The sequence below is a fragment of the Zavarzinella formosa DSM 19928 genome, assembly GCF_000255705.1.
In the GTDB taxonomy this organism is placed as follows: domain Bacteria; phylum Planctomycetota; class Planctomycetia; order Gemmatales; family Gemmataceae; genus Zavarzinella; species Zavarzinella formosa.
In genome coordinates, this window is the sequence record NZ_JH636443.1 from 681338 (window position 1) to 698865 (window position 17528).

Annotated in this window: 17 protein-coding genes; 6 read left to right on the forward strand and 11 right to left on the reverse strand. The window is 58.3% G+C overall.

The genetic code is table 11. The features are described from left to right. Nucleotides 1-166: 166 nt before the first annotated feature. Both BGIM_RS0128305 and BGIM_RS0128320 read right to left on the reverse strand, forming a co-directional pair. Nucleotides 167-1117, reverse strand: a complete 951-nt coding sequence (locus BGIM_RS0128305) for a DUF1559 domain-containing protein (RefSeq protein WP_238537731.1) — start codon at nt 1115-1117, stop codon at nt 167-169. Between the two features lie 890 nt (nt 1118-2007). Next, nucleotides 2008-3033, reverse strand: a complete 1026-nt coding sequence (locus BGIM_RS0128320) for a glycosyltransferase family 4 protein (protein ID WP_052640041.1) — start codon at nt 3031-3033, stop codon at nt 2008-2010. Between the two features lie 32 nt (nt 3034-3065). Here BGIM_RS0128320 and BGIM_RS0128325 point away from each other — a divergent pair, with 32 nt between their 5' ends. Together BGIM_RS0128325 and BGIM_RS0128330 are read left to right on the forward strand one after the other, a co-directional pair. After that, the gene (locus BGIM_RS0128325) at nt 3066-3272 is read left to right on the forward strand and encodes a hypothetical protein (protein WP_020473060.1); all 207 of its coding nucleotides are present in this window, start codon (nt 3066-3068) and stop codon (nt 3270-3272) included. Between the two features lie 207 nt (nt 3273-3479). Beyond that, nucleotides 3480-4166, forward strand: a complete 687-nt coding sequence (locus BGIM_RS0128330; RefSeq protein WP_020473061.1) for an RsmE family RNA methyltransferase — start codon at nt 3480-3482, stop codon at nt 4164-4166. A gap of 68 nt (nt 4167-4234) precedes the next feature. Here the strand turns inward: BGIM_RS0128330 and BGIM_RS0128335 are convergent, their stop codons facing one another. The 9 genes from BGIM_RS0128335 to BGIM_RS52875 form a co-directional block, all read right to left on the reverse strand. Further along, nucleotides 4235-6370 carry a WD40 repeat domain-containing protein gene (locus BGIM_RS0128335; protein WP_020473062.1) on the reverse strand — a complete coding sequence of 712 codons (2136 nt, stop codon included), beginning with the start codon at nt 6368-6370 and terminating at the stop codon, nt 4235-4237. A gap of 205 nt (nt 6371-6575) precedes the next feature. Beyond that, nucleotides 6576-7259, reverse strand: coding sequence for a c-type cytochrome (locus BGIM_RS58440; RefSeq protein ID WP_020473063.1), 684 nt, complete (start codon nt 7257-7259; stop codon nt 6576-6578). After that, on the reverse strand, nt 7256-7870 hold the full coding sequence (locus BGIM_RS52870) for a cbb3-type cytochrome c oxidase subunit II (protein ID WP_052640032.1): 615 nt from the start codon (nt 7868-7870) through the stop codon (nt 7256-7258). The genes BGIM_RS58440 and BGIM_RS52870 overlap by 4 nt, the downstream gene beginning before the upstream one ends. A 156-nt stretch (nt 7871-8026) precedes the next feature. Next, complete coding sequence (locus BGIM_RS0128350) at nt 8027-9457, reverse strand: cbb3-type cytochrome c oxidase subunit I (protein WP_020473065.1); 1431 nt, start codon at nt 9455-9457, stop codon at nt 8027-8029. Beyond that, a complete protein-coding gene (ccoS, locus tag BGIM_RS0128355; protein WP_020473066.1) occupies nt 9450-9662 on the reverse strand; it encodes a cbb3-type cytochrome oxidase assembly protein CcoS in 213 nt (70 codons plus the stop codon). The genes BGIM_RS0128350 and ccoS overlap by 8 nt, the downstream gene beginning before the upstream one ends. 121 nt (nt 9663-9783) lie before the next feature. Then, a complete protein-coding gene (locus BGIM_RS0128360) occupies nt 9784-10248 on the reverse strand; it encodes a hypothetical protein (protein ID WP_157369480.1) in 465 nt (154 codons plus the stop codon). Between the two features lie 192 nt (nt 10249-10440). After that, the gene (locus BGIM_RS0128365) at nt 10441-10890 is read right to left on the reverse strand and encodes a hypothetical protein (RefSeq protein WP_020473068.1); all 450 of its coding nucleotides are present in this window, start codon (nt 10888-10890) and stop codon (nt 10441-10443) included. 15 nt (nt 10891-10905) lie between these two features. Beyond that, nucleotides 10906-11901, reverse strand: coding sequence for a DUF1559 domain-containing protein (locus tag BGIM_RS0128370; RefSeq protein ID WP_020473069.1), 996 nt, complete (start codon nt 11899-11901; stop codon nt 10906-10908). Between the two features lie 272 nt (nt 11902-12173). Beyond that, the gene (locus BGIM_RS52875) at nt 12174-12626 is read right to left on the reverse strand and encodes a YbaN family protein (protein WP_020473071.1); all 453 of its coding nucleotides are present in this window, start codon (nt 12624-12626) and stop codon (nt 12174-12176) included. A gap of 107 nt (nt 12627-12733) precedes the next feature. Here BGIM_RS52875 and rpe point away from each other — a divergent pair, with 107 nt between their 5' ends. The 4 genes from rpe to BGIM_RS0128400 all read left to right on the forward strand — a co-directional run bounded on the left by rpe (nt 12734) and on the right by BGIM_RS0128400 (nt 17464). Further along, the gene (rpe, locus tag BGIM_RS0128385) at nt 12734-13399 is read left to right on the forward strand and encodes a ribulose-phosphate 3-epimerase (protein WP_020473072.1); all 666 of its coding nucleotides are present in this window, start codon (nt 12734-12736) and stop codon (nt 13397-13399) included. Between the two features lie 108 nt (nt 13400-13507). Next, a complete protein-coding gene (locus BGIM_RS0128390; protein WP_020473073.1) occupies nt 13508-13984 on the forward strand; it encodes a tetratricopeptide repeat protein in 477 nt (158 codons plus the stop codon). A gap of 84 nt (nt 13985-14068) precedes the next feature. Further along, complete coding sequence (locus BGIM_RS0128395) at nt 14069-15397, forward strand: hypothetical protein (protein WP_157369481.1); 1329 nt, start codon at nt 14069-14071, stop codon at nt 15395-15397. Nucleotides 15398-15499: 102 nt separating this feature from the next. Then, nucleotides 15500-17464, forward strand: coding sequence for a tetratricopeptide repeat protein (locus tag BGIM_RS0128400; protein WP_020473075.1), 1965 nt, complete (start codon nt 15500-15502; stop codon nt 17462-17464). Nucleotides 17465-17528 lie beyond the last annotated feature (64 nt).

The following is a 17528-nucleotide window of genomic DNA, read 5'->3' on the forward strand; positions in this document are numbered from 1 at the left end:
ATCAATGCATTTTGTTAGATATGTTCAATTGACGGGTCCTTCAGTTGCTTCCTCGAGCGTCCAGGGCCGGACACCCGAGGAGAAGAAATTACGACGCCGAATGGCTGCTGCGCCGAGAACCGCGTCGGTGCGATCTGGCGCTTTGCCGGGCAATAATAGAGCAACCTCAGTTCAAGCCGAGGGCTTCCCCGCCGCTCCGTGAACCGATGGCAGACCAAACATTCACATCCACCGTGAACGAAACGAAACGCACCGAGCCGTCCCCCATCACGGCATTCATGCCACTTGTGTGAGAACTGCCGAAAGACTCGTTCCAGATGGTGCCGCTCGTCGCCAAAGGCGCGTCTCTGTTCGCCCGCGGAAGGCGGTCAATGGTCACCGCAGATCCGTCTTGCTTGCCGAAGCAATTAACGCAACTGTACGTGCCGCCTGTGCACCGCACATGGTCTTCATCCCAGCCGGCATTACACCAGGATTCATTTTCGCCACCATCCAGCGAATTGCCTTGTGCCTTCGGGTTCAGCCACTTTTCACCAACCAACAAGGTGTTGGAGGTGCCATCGGTAATGGACGACATGGTGATGGTCGGATATGTAAAGCGAACAGTGCCAGTCTCGTCCGTGTAGCTGGGATGAATCACGAGACCACCACCATCAGGCGCCCAGGTGTTCCCGGCGCAACCGACGTAGTCGGATTTGTACGTGGTGCTGTACACGGTCGGCAGGCGGGATGACGGACAGGTGTAGACCGGAACGGCCGTGGCATACAAGGTTGCCCGACTGACAACGTTGTACAGATTGTCCTGTTCGATGTTGGGCAGGATTTTGTATTCCCAGCTGAAACCCGCGCGGTTGTCCATTTGACCAGCCGCATTCTTGGTTGTGACACTCAGGTCTTGCCAACTGGTTTCTGAAGTCCCCCAGGGAACAGAGCCGTCAAACGCTCCGCCCGGAAAAGCATTTTGCGTGTCGTGGTAGTTGTGGAAGGCCAGGCCGATCTGCTTAAGATTGTTACTGCATCTTGCCCGAGAGGCAGCTTCGCGGATCTTCTGCACGGCGGGGAGAAGCAGTCCGATGAGAATCGCGATGATTGCAATCACCACCAACAACTCAATCAACGTAAAACCGGATCGAAGCGATCTGCTGCGAAGCATTAACAACACCTGTTGAAAAAGAGAACCATTGGGCAAAAGAAATGATTAGGCCCATAATGTGTGGAAATCGCGAAGAACACGGGTGGATCAAAAGATGTGAAAGCCAGATGAGTGGACGGTGATTTGGCTGATGAAAAATGCGCAAACTTTGCTGGCGAAAATTGCGTCAATTTGAATATTCAGCGATGAATTTATTGAAGAAATTTATTTTGTCCGGACAGATGCCATGTGTCAATTCAATGTCGCAAAAGGCAATCAACTATATGTTTGTGTGGCTGTCATATTGCAATGGCAATGCGACGTGCATTATTATTGAATCAATGTATTGTTATGTTGTCGCGGTGGCATTCTCCCTTGATTCGCTGATGCCGGATTCCATTGACCGCGAAAACTTTGTGTGGCAGGAACCGAAGATCCGCAATATTGCGGATCTTCGAAGAGGAGGGTGAAAACGACCCCAAAATGGCTTGGATTATCCCAAAATCATCAAGGAGCCCCCTGTTTTTCCGGGGGTTTTGAAAAAAAGTGTTCAGTTGGCCCATCAAATTTGACCACATTTGGGGTGCGAAACGGACTGAATTGGTCACCGGGAGGTTGTTTTACCTCCTTTTCACATCACTTTTGAGTCGGATTTTGACCGGTTTTGAAATCTTGAAAACCCAAGGGCTGTAGCCTCTTCGTCCACAAGAAATCTCCGACCTATTTGAATGTTTGAAATAGCCACGAAGGCAAAGAGAAGAATTTTTAGCCACGGATCGAACACAGCCTCGCGTTCGGCAACACCCCGGCCGGGGATGCGTTTGCGCGGCAGCCCCTCCTTCCGCCGTCGGCAAGATGTTCGTAATGCGTAGTTTTCAGGAAAAAGGGTTGGGGGACGACATGGGTTTTGCAGACACAAAATTCGCCAGCAATTGATCTGTGCATCGGTCCCAGTCGAACTGGCGGGCGTGCTGCACGCAGGCGTCCGCGTTGCCGCTGATGAGGGCTAGTTTGATTGCGGTGGCAAGATCCTTGTGCAGGCAGCCGACGCCGGGGGCAGTCACCACATCAATCGGGCCAAGAACCGGATAGGCGGCCACGGGGATGCCGCAAGCCATGGCCTCGATCATCACGAGGCCGAAGGTGTCCGTCTTGCTGGGGAACACGAACACATCCGCGTTGGCGTAGGCCTCCGCAAGGGCGGGTCCACGGCGGTAACCGAGGAAAACAGCCTTCGGGAAGGCTCGTTGAAGCTGTTCCCGCATCGGGCCGTCGCCGACGACAATCTTTGTTCCCGGCGTGTCCGTCGCCAGAAATGCCTCCACGCTTTTTTCCCGCGACACCCGGCCGGCGTAGAGCTGGATCGGCCGGGGATAATCAAATGTCTTTGGCCGGGGGTAAAAAAGGGAGAGGTCCACGCCGCGCGACCAACGGGCCAGATGATTGAAGCCGCGCGCCCTCAAATCCCGTTCCAACGTGGGAGTGGAGACGAGGACACAACGGGACGCGGAATGGAACCAGCGCATGTAACGGTACGACCAGCGGGCCGGGAAGCTGACGAGGTGTTCCAAAAACTCCGGAAAGTTGCTATGGTACGACGTGGTGAACGGGCGGCGGTTTCGCTGGCAATACCCGCGAACCGACAGGCCGACCGGCCCCTCCGTGGCGATATGAATCACGTCGGGCCGAAACTCGCGAATGCAAGAGGCGATCACCCGCCGGGAGGTTATCGCCAGCCGAATCTCGTTGTAAAGCGGGGCGGCCACGCCCAGGAACATCCCCGGCTCAAGGACGGCCACGGTGTGCCCGCGTTCCTGGAGTTTGGCGATGCTGGTTTCCCAAGACCGGACGACGCCATTGACTTGCGGACGCCAGGCGTCGGTGGCCAGCAGGATTCTCAGCGGGGTCGAACTTTGATTCACGGGAGTCACCGATGAGCGAACCGGACAAACGGCAGCTTCGCCAGTTGAAGCGGGCCAAAAAGAAACGCGGCAACAAACACCGCCGCCAGGAACTCGACAAACACCTCCGCGAAAACCCGGAAACCGCCCACGACGCCGAAGAAACCTTCGGCCGCCATTCCTCGGAGGGCCTTAACGGCATGGACCGGGACAACACGCGACTCACCAACTCGGAATGACCGGCCATTTGCGACAATTCAAGAGCCCCACTGCGTCAGCGGTGGGGGTGGCTTTCGCTCTCAGGAAGCCACCCCCACCGCTGACGCAGTGGGGCTCTTGAATTGCCGTCATGAAAATCCCTGTTGCGGTGATAAGAAAGAGATGAGTTGTTGCTCCTTTAGACTCATCTCCGCCCCTCCATCCTTTTTAGCAAGACTCCGTGACCAATGGCTGATCGCTTTTTTCTTCCCGAACCGATTGGCCTCGGCCCGGCCACGCTGGAGGGGCCGGAGGCTCATCATCTGTCGCAAGTCCGGCGGATTCCGGCCGGGGAGCAAGTCACCCTCTTCAATGGCGACGGCCGGGAATACCTTGCGGAGATTATGGGCATCGGCAAGAAGCGGGTGGACTTGCAAATCATCCGGGTTGATGAAATTTCGCGGGAACCGGCCACGCCCGTGCATGTCGGCTGCGCGATGCCCAAGGGAGACCGGGGAGATTTTCTGATTGAGAAACTCACGGAACTGGGGGCGACGAGTTTCACGCCGCTGATGACGGAACGCAGCATCGTGAAAAGCGATGACGCGAAGATCGACAAACTGCAACGAGCCGTCATCGAGGCCAGCAAACAATGCGGCCGAAACGTCCTGATGCGGGTATTGCCGGCCGTCCGATTCTCCGAATGGATTCGCAACGTCACAGGATTGCGCTGGCTCGCCCACCCCTCGGGCAAAAGCCCGTTCGCCCCGGCCAACGGCCAACTGGTGACCATCGCCATCGGCCCGGAAGGGGGCTTCTCGGACCGGGAGGCCGAGCTCGCTGTGGAAGCAGGCTGGGAACTGCGCTCCCTCGGAGCGAGCATTCTGCGCATTGAAACGGCCGCCATCGCGGCGGTTGTCCGGGCGACAGGATGAGGCCGATGAGAACGGCATCACTGATGCCGAATCCCGTCAATTCAGATGCGGGCGACCGACCAGCAGCCTCAATCAGGGAGTTTCCAGACCCGCACCGTATCATCGTATCCCGTCGAAATGGCTGTCTTGCCGTCGGGCGAGAAGGCCGCTCTTGTCACCCGTTTGTCATGCCCGCCAAACCGGCCCAGCGCAATCAGCTTGTTCACATCCCACAGCCGAACTTCTGGTTTCGTCTCCGTCGTCAAAAAGCGTTTTCCGTCCGGGGAAAAGGTCGCGGATGACAGCGACCCGACGAGCCACTCACGGACCAGCTTTCCGGTGGCCGCTTCCCACAATTGCGCCCCGGCGTCGCGGTGATCGCCGGTGGTTGTCAGCAGGTATTTGCCATCCGGAGAGTATTCCACGCAACTGACCTCGCCGTGGCCGCTTGCCCACGTCTGAACTTCTTTGCCGGTTTGGAGGTTCCAAATGACCACCTTTCGGCTCCGGGAGGATCCGGTTGCCAGAAACTTCCCGTCCGGCGAGACGGAGATCGCCACACCTGTCTGGCGCCGAACACCCATCGGAAGCCCGTCTGATTCGTCTTTCCGCAGGACGGCAAACTCCCAGACCTTCTTTCCGGACTCGATGTCCCAAAGAATGGCCGTCCCGTCGGGGCTGGCCGTCACCGCCCCCTTGCCGTCCGGGAGCAGCCGGACGTGGCTGATGCTCATTTCATGCCCTTTCCAGGCCGCGATCTCTTCTCCGTTTTCAAAATCCCAAATGGTGACTCGCTGGGTGCCGACAGTTTGCCCCTGGGCAAAGATGGCCTTCTTGCCGTCAGGAAAGATGGCCAGATCATTCACAAGCCTGATTGGGTATTTTGCCGTTTCCTTTCCGGTCGTTAAATCCCAGCGTCGCACTGTCTGGTCAAAGCTCCATGACAAAGCGGTCTTGCCATCCGGGAGGAACGCCGCCCCGTAGACGGAACTTGTGTGACCGTCGAACCGGAACTTTTCCTTCATGTCCGCCCCGCTCACCGGGGAGCTTGGCCGGGGTTTTTCTTCGACCTCTGGTTTGCTCACGGGCCGGGGGGCGCCCGGCTTGATCGGCAGCCGCATGACAACCGTTTTGGCGGTGTTGTTTGCGAAGGCGACATGCCTGCCGTCGGGAGCCGTCGCGCAGGCCGAAAACAACATGTACATCGCCCCGGTTGCAAATTCGGTATTCGGGCGAGGCATGAACTGCCACGCCATTTGTTTTTCGCCTTTGGCCACGTCGTACAGGAGGATGTCGGCTCCCGAACTGAAAGCGACCAGACTGGCGCCATCCGGGGTAAACGACAAACTCCGAATCGGCCGGGGCGAATTCATCTTCGCCTTGACTTCCGGATTCTCGCCGGTCATGTCCCAGATTCGCACCACATTGTCGAGGCTTCCGGTGGCCATCATTTTTGAATCGGGACTCAGGGCGATCGACTTGATGCCGCTGTCCAGTTGAACCATCGAATATTCGAGAGGCTTCTTCTTCACCATTTTCCAGAACTTGACTTCGGACCCGTACAGTTTGCCGTTTCTCAAAGGCGTGAAGAAGACGGAGGCAAACAGGCCGCCATCGGCCGAAAACATGAAAGAGGCATGGGCGCCCAAGAAGTGGCCGGGCGCCGGCGTGATCTCTTTTTCCTCGACGGCGAAAAGCTGACCCTGATTGTCAGAGCCACAAACGATCCATTTCCCGTCCGGACTGAAGACAAGCCCGCCGATGCGGCCGACTAATTTTGAATCGAACAGTTTGCCGCCTTTCTCCGTGATGTCCCAAACATGAAGCGTCCCGGCCAGCGAAACGGCCAGACGTTTGCCATCGTTGGAAAAAACCAGATTCTCGACGCGGCCTTTCGTCTTGGCGGGTTGCAGTTTGGCTAGTTCTTTGGGGGCGGCGCCGGTCATGTCCCAGAGGATCACCACGCCCAAGTCCGTGCCGGTCGCCAGTTTGCCGTCCACGGATAACGCGCAACTCAGAACGACGCCGGAATCCACGGTCACCACGCCAACCGTGATGTCGGGAAGCTGGGCTTTGTCGATGGGGGTCATTTGCTCGCGGTCGAGCTTGTCAAAGGAACTGACGGTGTTTTTGCCGGATGGTTTCGGATCGGCTAAAACGGGCGAGGTCGACAACAATCCGAGCAAGCCCAAGGCCAACAAGGCCGTTTGGAAACAACGATTCATGTTTCGGCGCTCTTTTGTGGAGAGTTCAAAGCGAGATTAACGAGTCGATGCTTCTGAATTGTACAAATCCCGAATCAGAAGAGCCGGGCAAACGAGAGAAATCATTCGTCGGCGAACAGTACTTCGAGCCAAAGAATCTGTTGAAACACATTACTTGATCATGATGATTCACCCCTCATTGGGGCCTCGCCATTTTCTGAAAAAATTACTTCTTCAACAACTCGGGCACCGTGAAACTCTCGCTGTCGATGTACTTCCTCGCGGATTCCTCGGCCCGTACCTTGGCCACATCCTCGGCGGTGATCGGCTCGCCCTTGTGGCCCCAGGCCTGACGAATGTACGTCAGGACGGCGGCCACTTGGTGGTCTTTCCACTGACCGCCGTAACCGGACATGGGGACGGTGTATTTCTGGCCGTTGACCGTCATTTCACCTTTGACGCCGAACAAGACGATGCGGATCAGGCGTTCCGGTTTGGCCTCTTTGCCGACCACCCAATCGGTGTCCTTCAGCGGCGGGTGGACACCGGGGATTCCCTCACCGCTTGATTTATGGCACACGGCGCATTGGATGTAGAGTTGCCGCCCGGCTTCCGTGAGTTGTTCCGGCGTATGGGGGATGAAGCCCGCGTCGGTGTTGCGGGGGACTGGTGCATCGTAGACATCGGCCCGATAGTCGCCGCTGTGCGTGGCGAAATACCAACCGGCCCAGAAGATCAGGAGGCCGAACACCCCGGCCATCCAAAGGGGGACCGGCTCGAACCCGTCACGGGGTTCGTCGTGTTCGCGGTAGAGCGGCCCCATCATCTGGGGCACGTCCATCGCCGTCTGGTCGGGATTTTGATCGAAGTCGATCAATTCCTCCGGTTTTTCCGCGTTCGGTTCGGTCATTCGCGGGCCTCCGGCAAATCGGCGGATTGATCCAACGACAGCAGATAAGCGACGAGCGCCTTGGCGTCCTCCGTCGGGATCACTTCGGACCCCTCGGGAATCTCGGCCGCCCATGCCCCGGTGAGGGCGATTGCCTCGGGTGAAGGTTTGCCATCGACCATCGGCCGGATTTCATACAGGAACCGGAGCGACGGCATGATGGACTTCGGAACCATCATTCTTGGGTTGTACAAATGCTTGTGCTGCCAGTCGGCGCTCCAACGCTGGCCGACATTCGCCAAATCCGGCCCGGTTCGCATCGTGCCGAGCAAGATGGGTTGATCGTTCACATAATCACGCGGCACGCTCCGCCGCCGGCCCCAGCCCCGCGCGATGTCCGCGTTGTTGCCAAAGGTGGTCGAGCGGATTTGCTGGCTGTGGCAATAGAGGCAGCCGTTTGCCTCATACACTCGTTTGCCACGTTCTTCCTGTTCCGTGCGAACGCGCGGGTAGGCCTGAGCCGTCCCCGCCTCGCCGACGGAGTCCAATCCCCCGAGTTGCAACCGGGGGGCGTACACCAACCCGGCCCATGAAGAGCCGAAGGTGAGGACGAACCCCAGAAACAGGATCATGCCGCGATCCACTTGAGACCCTCTTTTTGATGATAACCAAGCTTGGCAGATGACAAGGTGACAAAAATCAGAGTCTTCTAAGCGACATTGCGGCGATCAGACCATCAAGGTTTTAGTCACCTTGTCTCCGTGTCACCTTGTCTCCTTGTCATCTTGTTAGCGTCCGCCCCCAAACCTCTTCCCCACTCCCGACAGATTCAAGACCAATGATAACCCGAACACCACATGCCCGAAGGTCATGAGGCATCCGGCCATGCTTCGACCGTGCAAATACGGTGTCAGTTTCACCACAATCTCAATGAACTTCACATCCGGGTTGATGAGCATCAGGCCTTGGAGCCAGCCACCGTAAGTCAGGGTGACAAAGTACATGATGATGCCCAAGGCGCACGACCAGAAATGCAGGCGAATGAGCCAGTTGGAGGCCCATTCCCGGCCGGTCATGCGGGGGATCATGTAGTAGCCGGAGCCGAACATCACCATCGTGAAGAAGCCATACATCCCGAGATGCGCGTGGGCGATGGTGTAGTGTGTAAAGTGGGCCACCTCGCTGAATTGCCGCAGAGACTCGAAGGCCCCCTGCACGCTCACCACCGTGTAAGACATCGCCCCGAAGACCACGAACCGCAGAGTAGGGCTGTGCTTCAGTTCGTGGAAATGACCCTGCATCGTGAAGTGGTGGTTGACGGCCACCGCCCCGACCGGGACGAGCATCATCATCGAGCCGACGATGGACGCCGAGATCATCCACGCCGGCATCGGCCCGCCGACGAGGTGATGCATCCCCGCCCAAGAATAAAACAGCGCCAGCGACCAAAAGCCGATGATGCTCAGGTAATACGAATACACCGGCCGGCCGATGACTTTCGGAATCAGATAGTACGCCGTGGCGAGGCCCATCGGCGTCACCCACAGGCCGAGGACGTTGTGGGCGAACCACCAGTTGACGGCCGATTGCACCACGCCGCGAGCCGGCAGTTCCACGCACAGCCATTGGGCCGTGATGTACAGCATCGGCATCCAGAACATGGCGCCGAGGATGTACCACTGGGAAACGTAAACATGCCGTTCCCGGCGTCGGGTGAAGTTGACGAAAATGCACGCGGAGACGATCAGCAACGAGACGGCCAAAATGATCGGCGCCGGCCGAGGCATCTCCAACCATTCAATGCTCGTTGAATGACCGAGGAGAATCCCCCCGGCGCCGACGGCGATGCCGATGTTCCAAATCATGGCCGCGACGACGAGCAGGCCGCCGTATTTGAGTTCCACCCGGCCGAGGCGGGCCATCATCCAAATGGCCGAGGCGATGCCCGCCATGCTGCCCCAGCCGAAGGCCACCGTGTTCAAGTGGGCCGGGCGGACCCGGCCGAAGGTGAGCCAGCCGGATTCGGTCAGCCAGTCCGGGATGTGCATCTTGAAGCTGGCGAGCAGCGCGAAGGTCGAGCCGACCAGCAACCAAAACACAGCACTGGCATACCACGTCAGCACGGCCCGGCGGCAGGAGGCGTCGATGGCGACACGCTCCAAGGATGCCCGCCTCATCTCTTCGGCAGTGGGGACGGCGTTTGGTTTCATCTCACGCATCCCGCTCTCCGGCCGCGGCCGATAGCGTTCGATCCGTGGGTTGGCCAATAGGTTCGTCGGCGTCGAAGATTCCCTCGGCCGCGCGGGTAAAATTGTCGAACTGGCCGTTCTGGACGGCCCACGCAAGCACCAGCGCGGCGGCGCCGCCGAAGGCGATCACGGAAAAGAGAAGCGTCGCGCGGACCATCAATTCAGCGGGAACCATCGGCCTCCCCGGCAGGTGACTGACGGGTAACTTATGGGAAAAAATCCCGCGAGAAAGTGGTCTTCGGGCCGGAAGAAGCGGGCGATGGCCCCTGAAATCCGGAGGGGGAAGTGATCGGCATTCAGTTCTTGCCCGGAATGCCCTTCATGGCGGCGGGCTTCACCTTCTTCACCGGCAGGTTGTACGCCGGGATGTTGTTTTCCGTTGGCTTGATCTGCACGGTCAACGTGGAGTAAACGGCCGTGTACCAGCCCAACAGGCGGTCTTCTTGCGATTCCTCGTCCTCGCTCTTGGGCTCCGCCGGCCAGAGCAGCACCACCTGATAGCCCCCCTCGGCGGCGCCATCTTTTTCGCCGTAGGTTTGCACGGTGAAACGACCGTCCGGCCCGGTGAGGGCGTGCGGGTTCATCGGAATTTCCGGAACCATCGGGGCACTGGTGGGAACCAGAAACACCTGCACGCCGGCCGCCGGTTTGCTGTCGTAGTTGATCTGCCCCGTCACAGGGTACGTCTTCACCTTTTCCTCGGTGTTGCCGCAACCGGCGAGGATCAACACGGACAGGAACAGCGGACGGACAAACTTCATCGGGAAACCCTTCGGAGCGGCGACATCAATCTTCACAAAGGGAGTTTAGGCGAGGAAGTTCCGATTCGGAACGGGGTTCACAGGAACTTCACGAACCGGAATGGTGTCACCTGGCCTTTTCCCGAATGCTCGGCGGTATCATGCGGGTGTGCAGCCAAGGCGAGTCGTTTGAATGTGGAGTCAATCACGAAACTAGCGAACCACGATGCCACGACCATACCGAAGAGGATCGTCCTTGGGCCGCCCCAACATCTCCAGATTCTGCTCGTCGGTCAATTCGTCAAAAAACACGCGAGTCCACGCGCAGCTGGTTGCAAAGGCGAAAACCATTCTCCCGTCATAAGCCACGGCACACAATGACGTGCCGAGGCCACCCCGTTGTTGATATTTCAGGAAAACCTGATTGCCCTTTCGCTCCACAATGATCGGCTGGGTTCGGGCAATGACATCCTCGACGGAATCGCCCGCCGAGATGTGGCCGAAGTGATAATCCCGCCATGCCGGATGGCATTCGGCTTCCATGAACTGGTATACTTCCCAGCCTTCATAACTGTAGACGCGGTAGTGGCGGCAGAAACCGGCGATGACCGCACTGATGACGGCCACGACAATCAGCAACCGCGGCAGCCATCGTTTTCCCAATCGATCTCCCTCGCCTCAATAATTGGTCGGCGTCTGGCCGTCGGCCCGTGACTGGATCAGAAACCACTGGTAGCGGTCGATGGAATTCTTGATGAATTTCACACTGCCATCCGCGAAACAGCAATTCACGCCGCCGGTGTGGAGGCTGCGGGCGTTGCCTTGCACGCTGCCGCCGGGGAGATAACAGCCCATGTTGATTTCGGGGTGGGCGACGCAGCCTTGCACATCATCCGAGAGCGGGTTGTTGTCGTTCGGCGTCGTGCAATCTCCGGTGGCGTTCCAAGAGGTGACGCTGGAAGCCGGGAAGCCGAGCGCCCACACGCCGCGGGGATCGCCCGCATCCGGGGACGCGCGGACTTCGTTGAACATGACCGTGTTGGAGGTGCCGTCCGGAATGGTGGCGACCGCCGTGCCCCAGTTGATCCCCATCACGCCGGCGGCGGGCAGGCTGAAGTCGCTGTTGTTGCCGATGCCCCCCGCCATCGTGTTCCAGTTGGCCGGGCCGGCGCAGGCGGCATAGTTGCCGCGTTGCCAGCCGCCCCCCGCGATGCTGCACGGGTTGGCCGTGTTCCCGTCCGAGGGACAGAGAAAAGCCGTGAGTCGCGTGGTGCGAATCGCCATCCATGTCATGTCGCCGGTGGCCGCGTAGCTCAAGAAGTTGTTTTGATACTGGTTGAACAGCGCCGATTGCTCCAGTTGCGGCAGGAGCAGACAGGCCCAGTTGGGGCCGAACGCCTGCGAACCGGGGTTTCCCCCCGTCACATTTCCCAAATGCGAATTCGTGGCGGTGACGGCCGGGGGAAGGAAGCCGTTCGTGTCGTTGAAGTTGTGGGCGGCCAGGCCGATCTGCTTCATCTTGTTGGTGCAACTCATCCGGTTCGCGGCCTCCCGGATCTTCTGCACGGCCGGCAGCAGCAACCCGATGAGGATGGCGATGATGGCGATCACCACCAACAGTTCGATCAGCGTGAACGCACGCCGCCGAATGGGAAAAACCTTGGGGAGAGACATTACAAAAGACTCCGTGACACCCGGAAAACGGGAAGGAAAAATAACAAAATCTCCGGCCGGATCATGCGAGTCCGGCCATGGAAAAGATGGCCATCTCAACGAGTAAATTCAATCTCAAGGAAACATCGGGCAAAATGCGCCGAGGACAATCGCCGCCCGGCAGCCCCGACCAGAACGAACCATGAAAGATTGAGAGAGCATGGGCAAAAGATCGAGACTAAAGACTCTTTTCGCCAAATGCAAACAAAACCTTCATTAAACTATCGGGAAATTCATTCGCCGGGGTTCTGGCGAATGCTTTCAACCGACTCGGGTTTGGTTTCGGCCGCCCCCGTTGGAATCGTGGGAATTCGCCAGATCACCGTCAGCCCGACCAAGGCGAGGCAGCCAATGCAGATCTTCGCCCAGACGGGCAAACTCGAAAACGTGATGCTGCATGTCACGGCCACCACGACCAACACCATCGCGGTTCGTTTGACCGACCGGTGCATGCCGCGATGTGTTTCCCAATCCCGCAACAGTTTCCCAAACAGCGGCGAACGATGCAGCCAGCGATGCAACCGGGGGGACGAGCGCACAAAGCAATAGCTCGCCAGCATCAAAAACGGCGTCGCGGGGATGCCGGGCAGCATGACCCCGAGAAATGCCATGCCGACGAACCCCAACCCCAACAGCACGAGGCCGATTCGTCGCAGGCCGTGCTGAAGTTTGGGGGCCGGGTCCATATGGTCACTAATAATAATGCGATGGCAAAAGAGGAAGGCGAACCAACAAACCGCCTTTGGCGTTCGGCCTCGTTTTTGTCAGTCTCGATTCACACGGAAACATGGCGATGATTGCTCCCTCGATTCTGGCAGCGGATTTCTCCCGGCTCGGGCAGCTTGTTCTCGAAACCGAGGCCGGGGGGGCCAATCGCGTTCATGTGGACGTGATGGACGGCCACTTTGTCCCCAACCTCAGCATGGGGCCGGTGGTGGTGAAGGGGCTTCGGCCGATCACCCGGTTGCCGCTCGAAGTGCATTTGATGGTGATGGAACCGGCGAAGTTCGTCGAGTCGTTCGTGAAGGCCGGGGCCGATTCGCTCATCGTCCATTACGAAGTGCTGCCGGATCCGAAACCGCTGCTTCGCGAGATCCGCAAGCTGAATTGCAAAGCCGGGCTGGCGATCAATCCCGGCACCCCGACGGAAGTTCTGGAACCGCTGATCGGCCTAATCGACCTCGCCCTGTGCATGACCGTGTGGCCCGGCTTCGGCGGCCAGGCCTTTCTGGCTGAAAGCCCCGCCCGCATCGCCGAGATCCGGGCCTTGATCGAACGCTTTAACCCGACGTGCGAACTCGAAGTGGACGGCGGCGTGGACCTGAAAACCATCGGCCAGTGCGCGTCCAACGGCGCCAACGTCTTCGTCGCCGGCACCTCCGTCTTCGGCTCTCCCAACGGCCCCCGCGCCGCCGTCGGCGAATTGACCGCGATGGCGCTGGAAGCGACGAAGAAGTAACGGTCATCCGGCTTCACATCCGCCTTTTCATCTCCTCTTGACCTCCCGCGCCAGACACGTTATTCCCCCCATGTCGCCGACCCTTCGTCTTCTCGCGGGACGCTTCCCATGCGGTCTTTTTCCATCCTTGGCTGCCTAATGCTTGGTGCTTCCGTTTCGTTGGCCGGTTCCCCGGAATGGGAAAAATCCGTGCGGTCGTTGGTTCAGTATCCCGAGGCCAAAGCTGGCTTGGAAATATCGATTGACTCGGATGGTGAATTCACCATCACCAATGAGGCCGCCAAACCGAAACTCGCTGAACCGGCACTGGAAACATTGCTGAAAGAGTTTCGGGGCACTTCCGAAGATTTTTTGAAGATTTCCCCCATCATTGATGCTTTGCAGGACGCCGGGCAGCGCGCAAAAGTTGATGAGTTTGCAGACAAGGCGATCCGGCTCTGGCCGGAATACCTGAAGAATCATCCGCAGGATGTGGCTTCCATGTCTTGGATCGGTCTGACGTTCGCCCGCCAAGGAAAGATTCCGGAAGCAGAGTTTTGGCTCCACCGGGCCACCCAGACTCTTCCAAAAGACGCCTGCTCCTAGCATGACCTCGCGACGTTCTACTACAACCGGGCCTTGCAAATTGCCTTGGGGGGCAAACCCGTTGAATTCGATGATCCGGCGTCATTGTCCAAACTAGGCCCCGTCCAACGCCAGACCTTTCGCGCTCACTTGGTATGGGCCGCCGCTCACGACAAACACGAGGCTGTTGATTTTCTGGAGAAGGCGGCCGATTGCTTCGATTGGGCTGTTCTGTTCGCCCCCGACGATGTGAAAGCTCGCGTGTTTCGTTGTAACTGGCAGGCGATCCTGATTCTTTTGATTATTCATGAACCCAACCCCGAGATTCGGCAACAACTGACGAGCATCCTGAAGTCGCGTAACATTCTTCGGGAGGACCTGATGACGTCGGATGGCAGACGGGCGGCTGAACTCTCAAGCAATCCGTTGTCCGTTTTTTATGCCTTTTTCATGGGAGTAACGAACTCACCCGGATTGATGGATGATCCATCCGAAGAGCACAAGGCTTTTTTTCGGAAGATGATGCCCCGGCTGGAGCAATTCCGTCAATCGTCCGATCCCAAGACGGTCCGAGACGCCAAACGGGTTCAAGTGATGTTGAATCGTCTGGTGTTTGATGACCGCAAGTCCGCCGCGAAGATACTGCAAACCATGAAACCGGATGTGGACGATGTGCCGCAGGATCATCTGACGGCGGCTGTGTTTGAAGAACCAACGAAACTGATCGAGTTGATGGAATACAAACTGGCCCTTCGCGACGATCCCGGCCGGAGTCTGTTCCTTGGCACGGCGTTGATCCTCGACAAGCAATTCGACGCTTCGCGAAAACGATTGCGGGAAGCGGTTCGCAAGCACCCCGACGATCAAAAACTGGCGGCCCTGTTCGCAGCCCTGTTGATCAAAGAGGGGACAGCCGCCGATTTGCCGGAGGCTGACCGTCTGTTATCCAAAGTGGAAGCCGATTTCGACAAGTGTTTGCGGGAACTGACAATTCGCAAAGAATGGGACGAAAAGATTCCGGGTTTGCCTCCGCTGAAGGATCGCGGAGAATTGTGTTATGACATCATGCCGGGCGGAGATCGGGAACTCCTCCGCATCACCCGTGTCAATCGAGTGATCCTGATGGGCCTGACAGGCAAACGGGGTGATGTCTTTGAACTGCTGGAGAAATGGCAGGTTTTCTCTCGGAAAGATCATAAGGATGTGCTGAAAGCCTATCGGATGACCGAACCGGGAGGGCTGGCCGACGATCAGGCGCTTTCGCCGACGACCGGCGGCCTCCTTCAGCCTCGCAATAAAGCCTGGCCGACCGTGACGGGCGAAACGGATTCCGAACAGTTCTTTCAGTCCTCGCTCGGCAAGGATCGAGCACTGCCTCCCAAGCCGAAGCCCGCCTTTCGCTACCCGGAGCTTGGCCCCGATCCTAATGAATAAGCGATTGATTTTCGCCCGTTTCATCTTCCCATTGACCTCCCGCGCCAGACACGTTATTCCCCCCATATCGCCGACCTTTCGTCTTCTCGCGGGACGCCTCCCATGCGGTCTTTTTCCATCCTTGGCTTTCTGATGTTTGGCGCTTCCCTTTCGTTGGCCGGTTCCCCGGAGTGGGAAAAATCCGTGCGGGAGGCGGTCAAATATCCGCTGTGTGATGTGAGGGTTGAAATTGGCGTCAATTCCGACGGCGAGTGCCAGGCAGGCGGCGAGGCCGAAAAGCCGAAACTGTCCGCCGCGGATCTGCAAAAACTGATGAGGCAATGGCGAAACGAACCGGCCGAGTTTCCCAAACTGGAAGCGATCATCGACGGACTTGACAAACACAGCGACACCAAATTGCTGGACGATTATATGTCCAAAGGGGTCGAACTCGGGCCGACGTATCTGCGGGATCACCCGAACGACACGGCGGCCATGATATTTCTGAGCGAGCTGCTGGACCGAAACTATCAGCCCGACCGGGCTGAAAAGTTGCTGACAGAGGCCACGAAAGCAAACCCGAAAGACCCCGCTGTCTGGCGGACATTGGGCATGCGTCACTTCAGGCGATTCGCAAAACTAGCTTTGGGTGAGGAACTTCCCCGTTCCAGTGGCCTCAACACGCTCACCGGCTTGGGCGATTCTTCGCATCACAAAAAACTTCAAGTCGGCGTGATCGGATCGCAGAAAGGCTCGCTGTCCGAGGCTGGCCAATTCTTGGTCAGGGCCGGCCACGGCTTTGACGCCGCCGTGGAACTGGACCCGGACAATATCGAATCGCGAATTCGCCGGCTTCACTGGAATCTTTTCCTGTCATGGGCGGCTGTTGATGATTCCGACAAGCAAGAGGACCTCCCCGCCCAAAGAATTTTGGTTGGCGACACGAACACCGCAATCGACTTGAAAATTCAAATCAACGAGACTGCTTCCATCCGAAGCGTTTTGGTTCGCCACGGCATCAAGTTGACAGACCGAACCATCGAAGATTCCGTGCGGATGGCCGAGCGATCCCCGGACCCGCTGGCCGCCGCATACGCGGTTTGGGTCAGTCATGTCACGCCGCCCGCCTCGACCGGGGAGACCGTTGAGGAACGTCGCAAAAAATTCGGCCCCTTACAGGCCAAACTGACCCGGCTGCGCCAATCGACGGATTCGGCAATCTCCCGCCGGGCGGACATCGCCAGCGTTTTCCTCGCGGCGATGGTTTTTGAGGATTCTGCCGGAGCGGCCAAGATTTTGGCGGCCATGCGACTCGGTGCGGATGACGACTTGCAGGACAATGTGGCTGTCTTCATCGCCGGTGCGGCTGACGATCCGGATTTGGCGAATCGCTTCTTGGAAAGGAAGGTGGCCGCGCATCCTTCCGCCCGCCGGAGTTACTTGCTCGCCAAGGGGCAAATCGCGGCCAAGCGGCACGACGAGGCCAAAAAACATCTGCAAGCGGCCGTGAAGCGTCACCCGGAGGATGTGCGGCTGGCCGCCACCCTCGCCGCGTTGCTCATTCAAGAGGGAACCAAGGCCGAAATGGATGAGGTCGGGAAACTGCTGGCGGTTGTCGAACAGAGTTTCAGTCAGCGGTTGGGGGTGATGGCCATCAAGCATGGTTGGGAGTTGAAAGAGGGCAGCCCGAACCGCAGTCTTCCCGGCGAGGAATTGCTGGAGCCGGACGATCAACAATTGTTGCAAATTACCCGCGTGAACCGCGTGCTATGGCTTGGCCTGACCGGTCGGCCGGCGGAGGCCGCCAAAGTCGTGCGGGAATGGAATTGTCATTTGCGGCCTTGGGACCGGCCCGTGTTGGATGCACTCGAATTGGTTGACCCGGCGCAACGCCAGCAATTCTTGCGATCAGGGGATGAGCGCCCCGATCAGGCCCGGCGGAATGAACCGGAGTTCGAGCCGGCGTTGGATGTCAAAATCCCTCTCCCTTTGCCAGCCCTTTCTCCGGGTGTCGAGCCGGGCAAAGCTCCTTCTTCCCCGAAAGAGACCGTGCTTCAATACCCGTCAAAGATCGGTGTCAGGCCGTAAGCGGCCGAATGACCGGGCGCCGGGCGATTGATCTTCGCCTGTTTTATCTTCGCATTGACCTGTC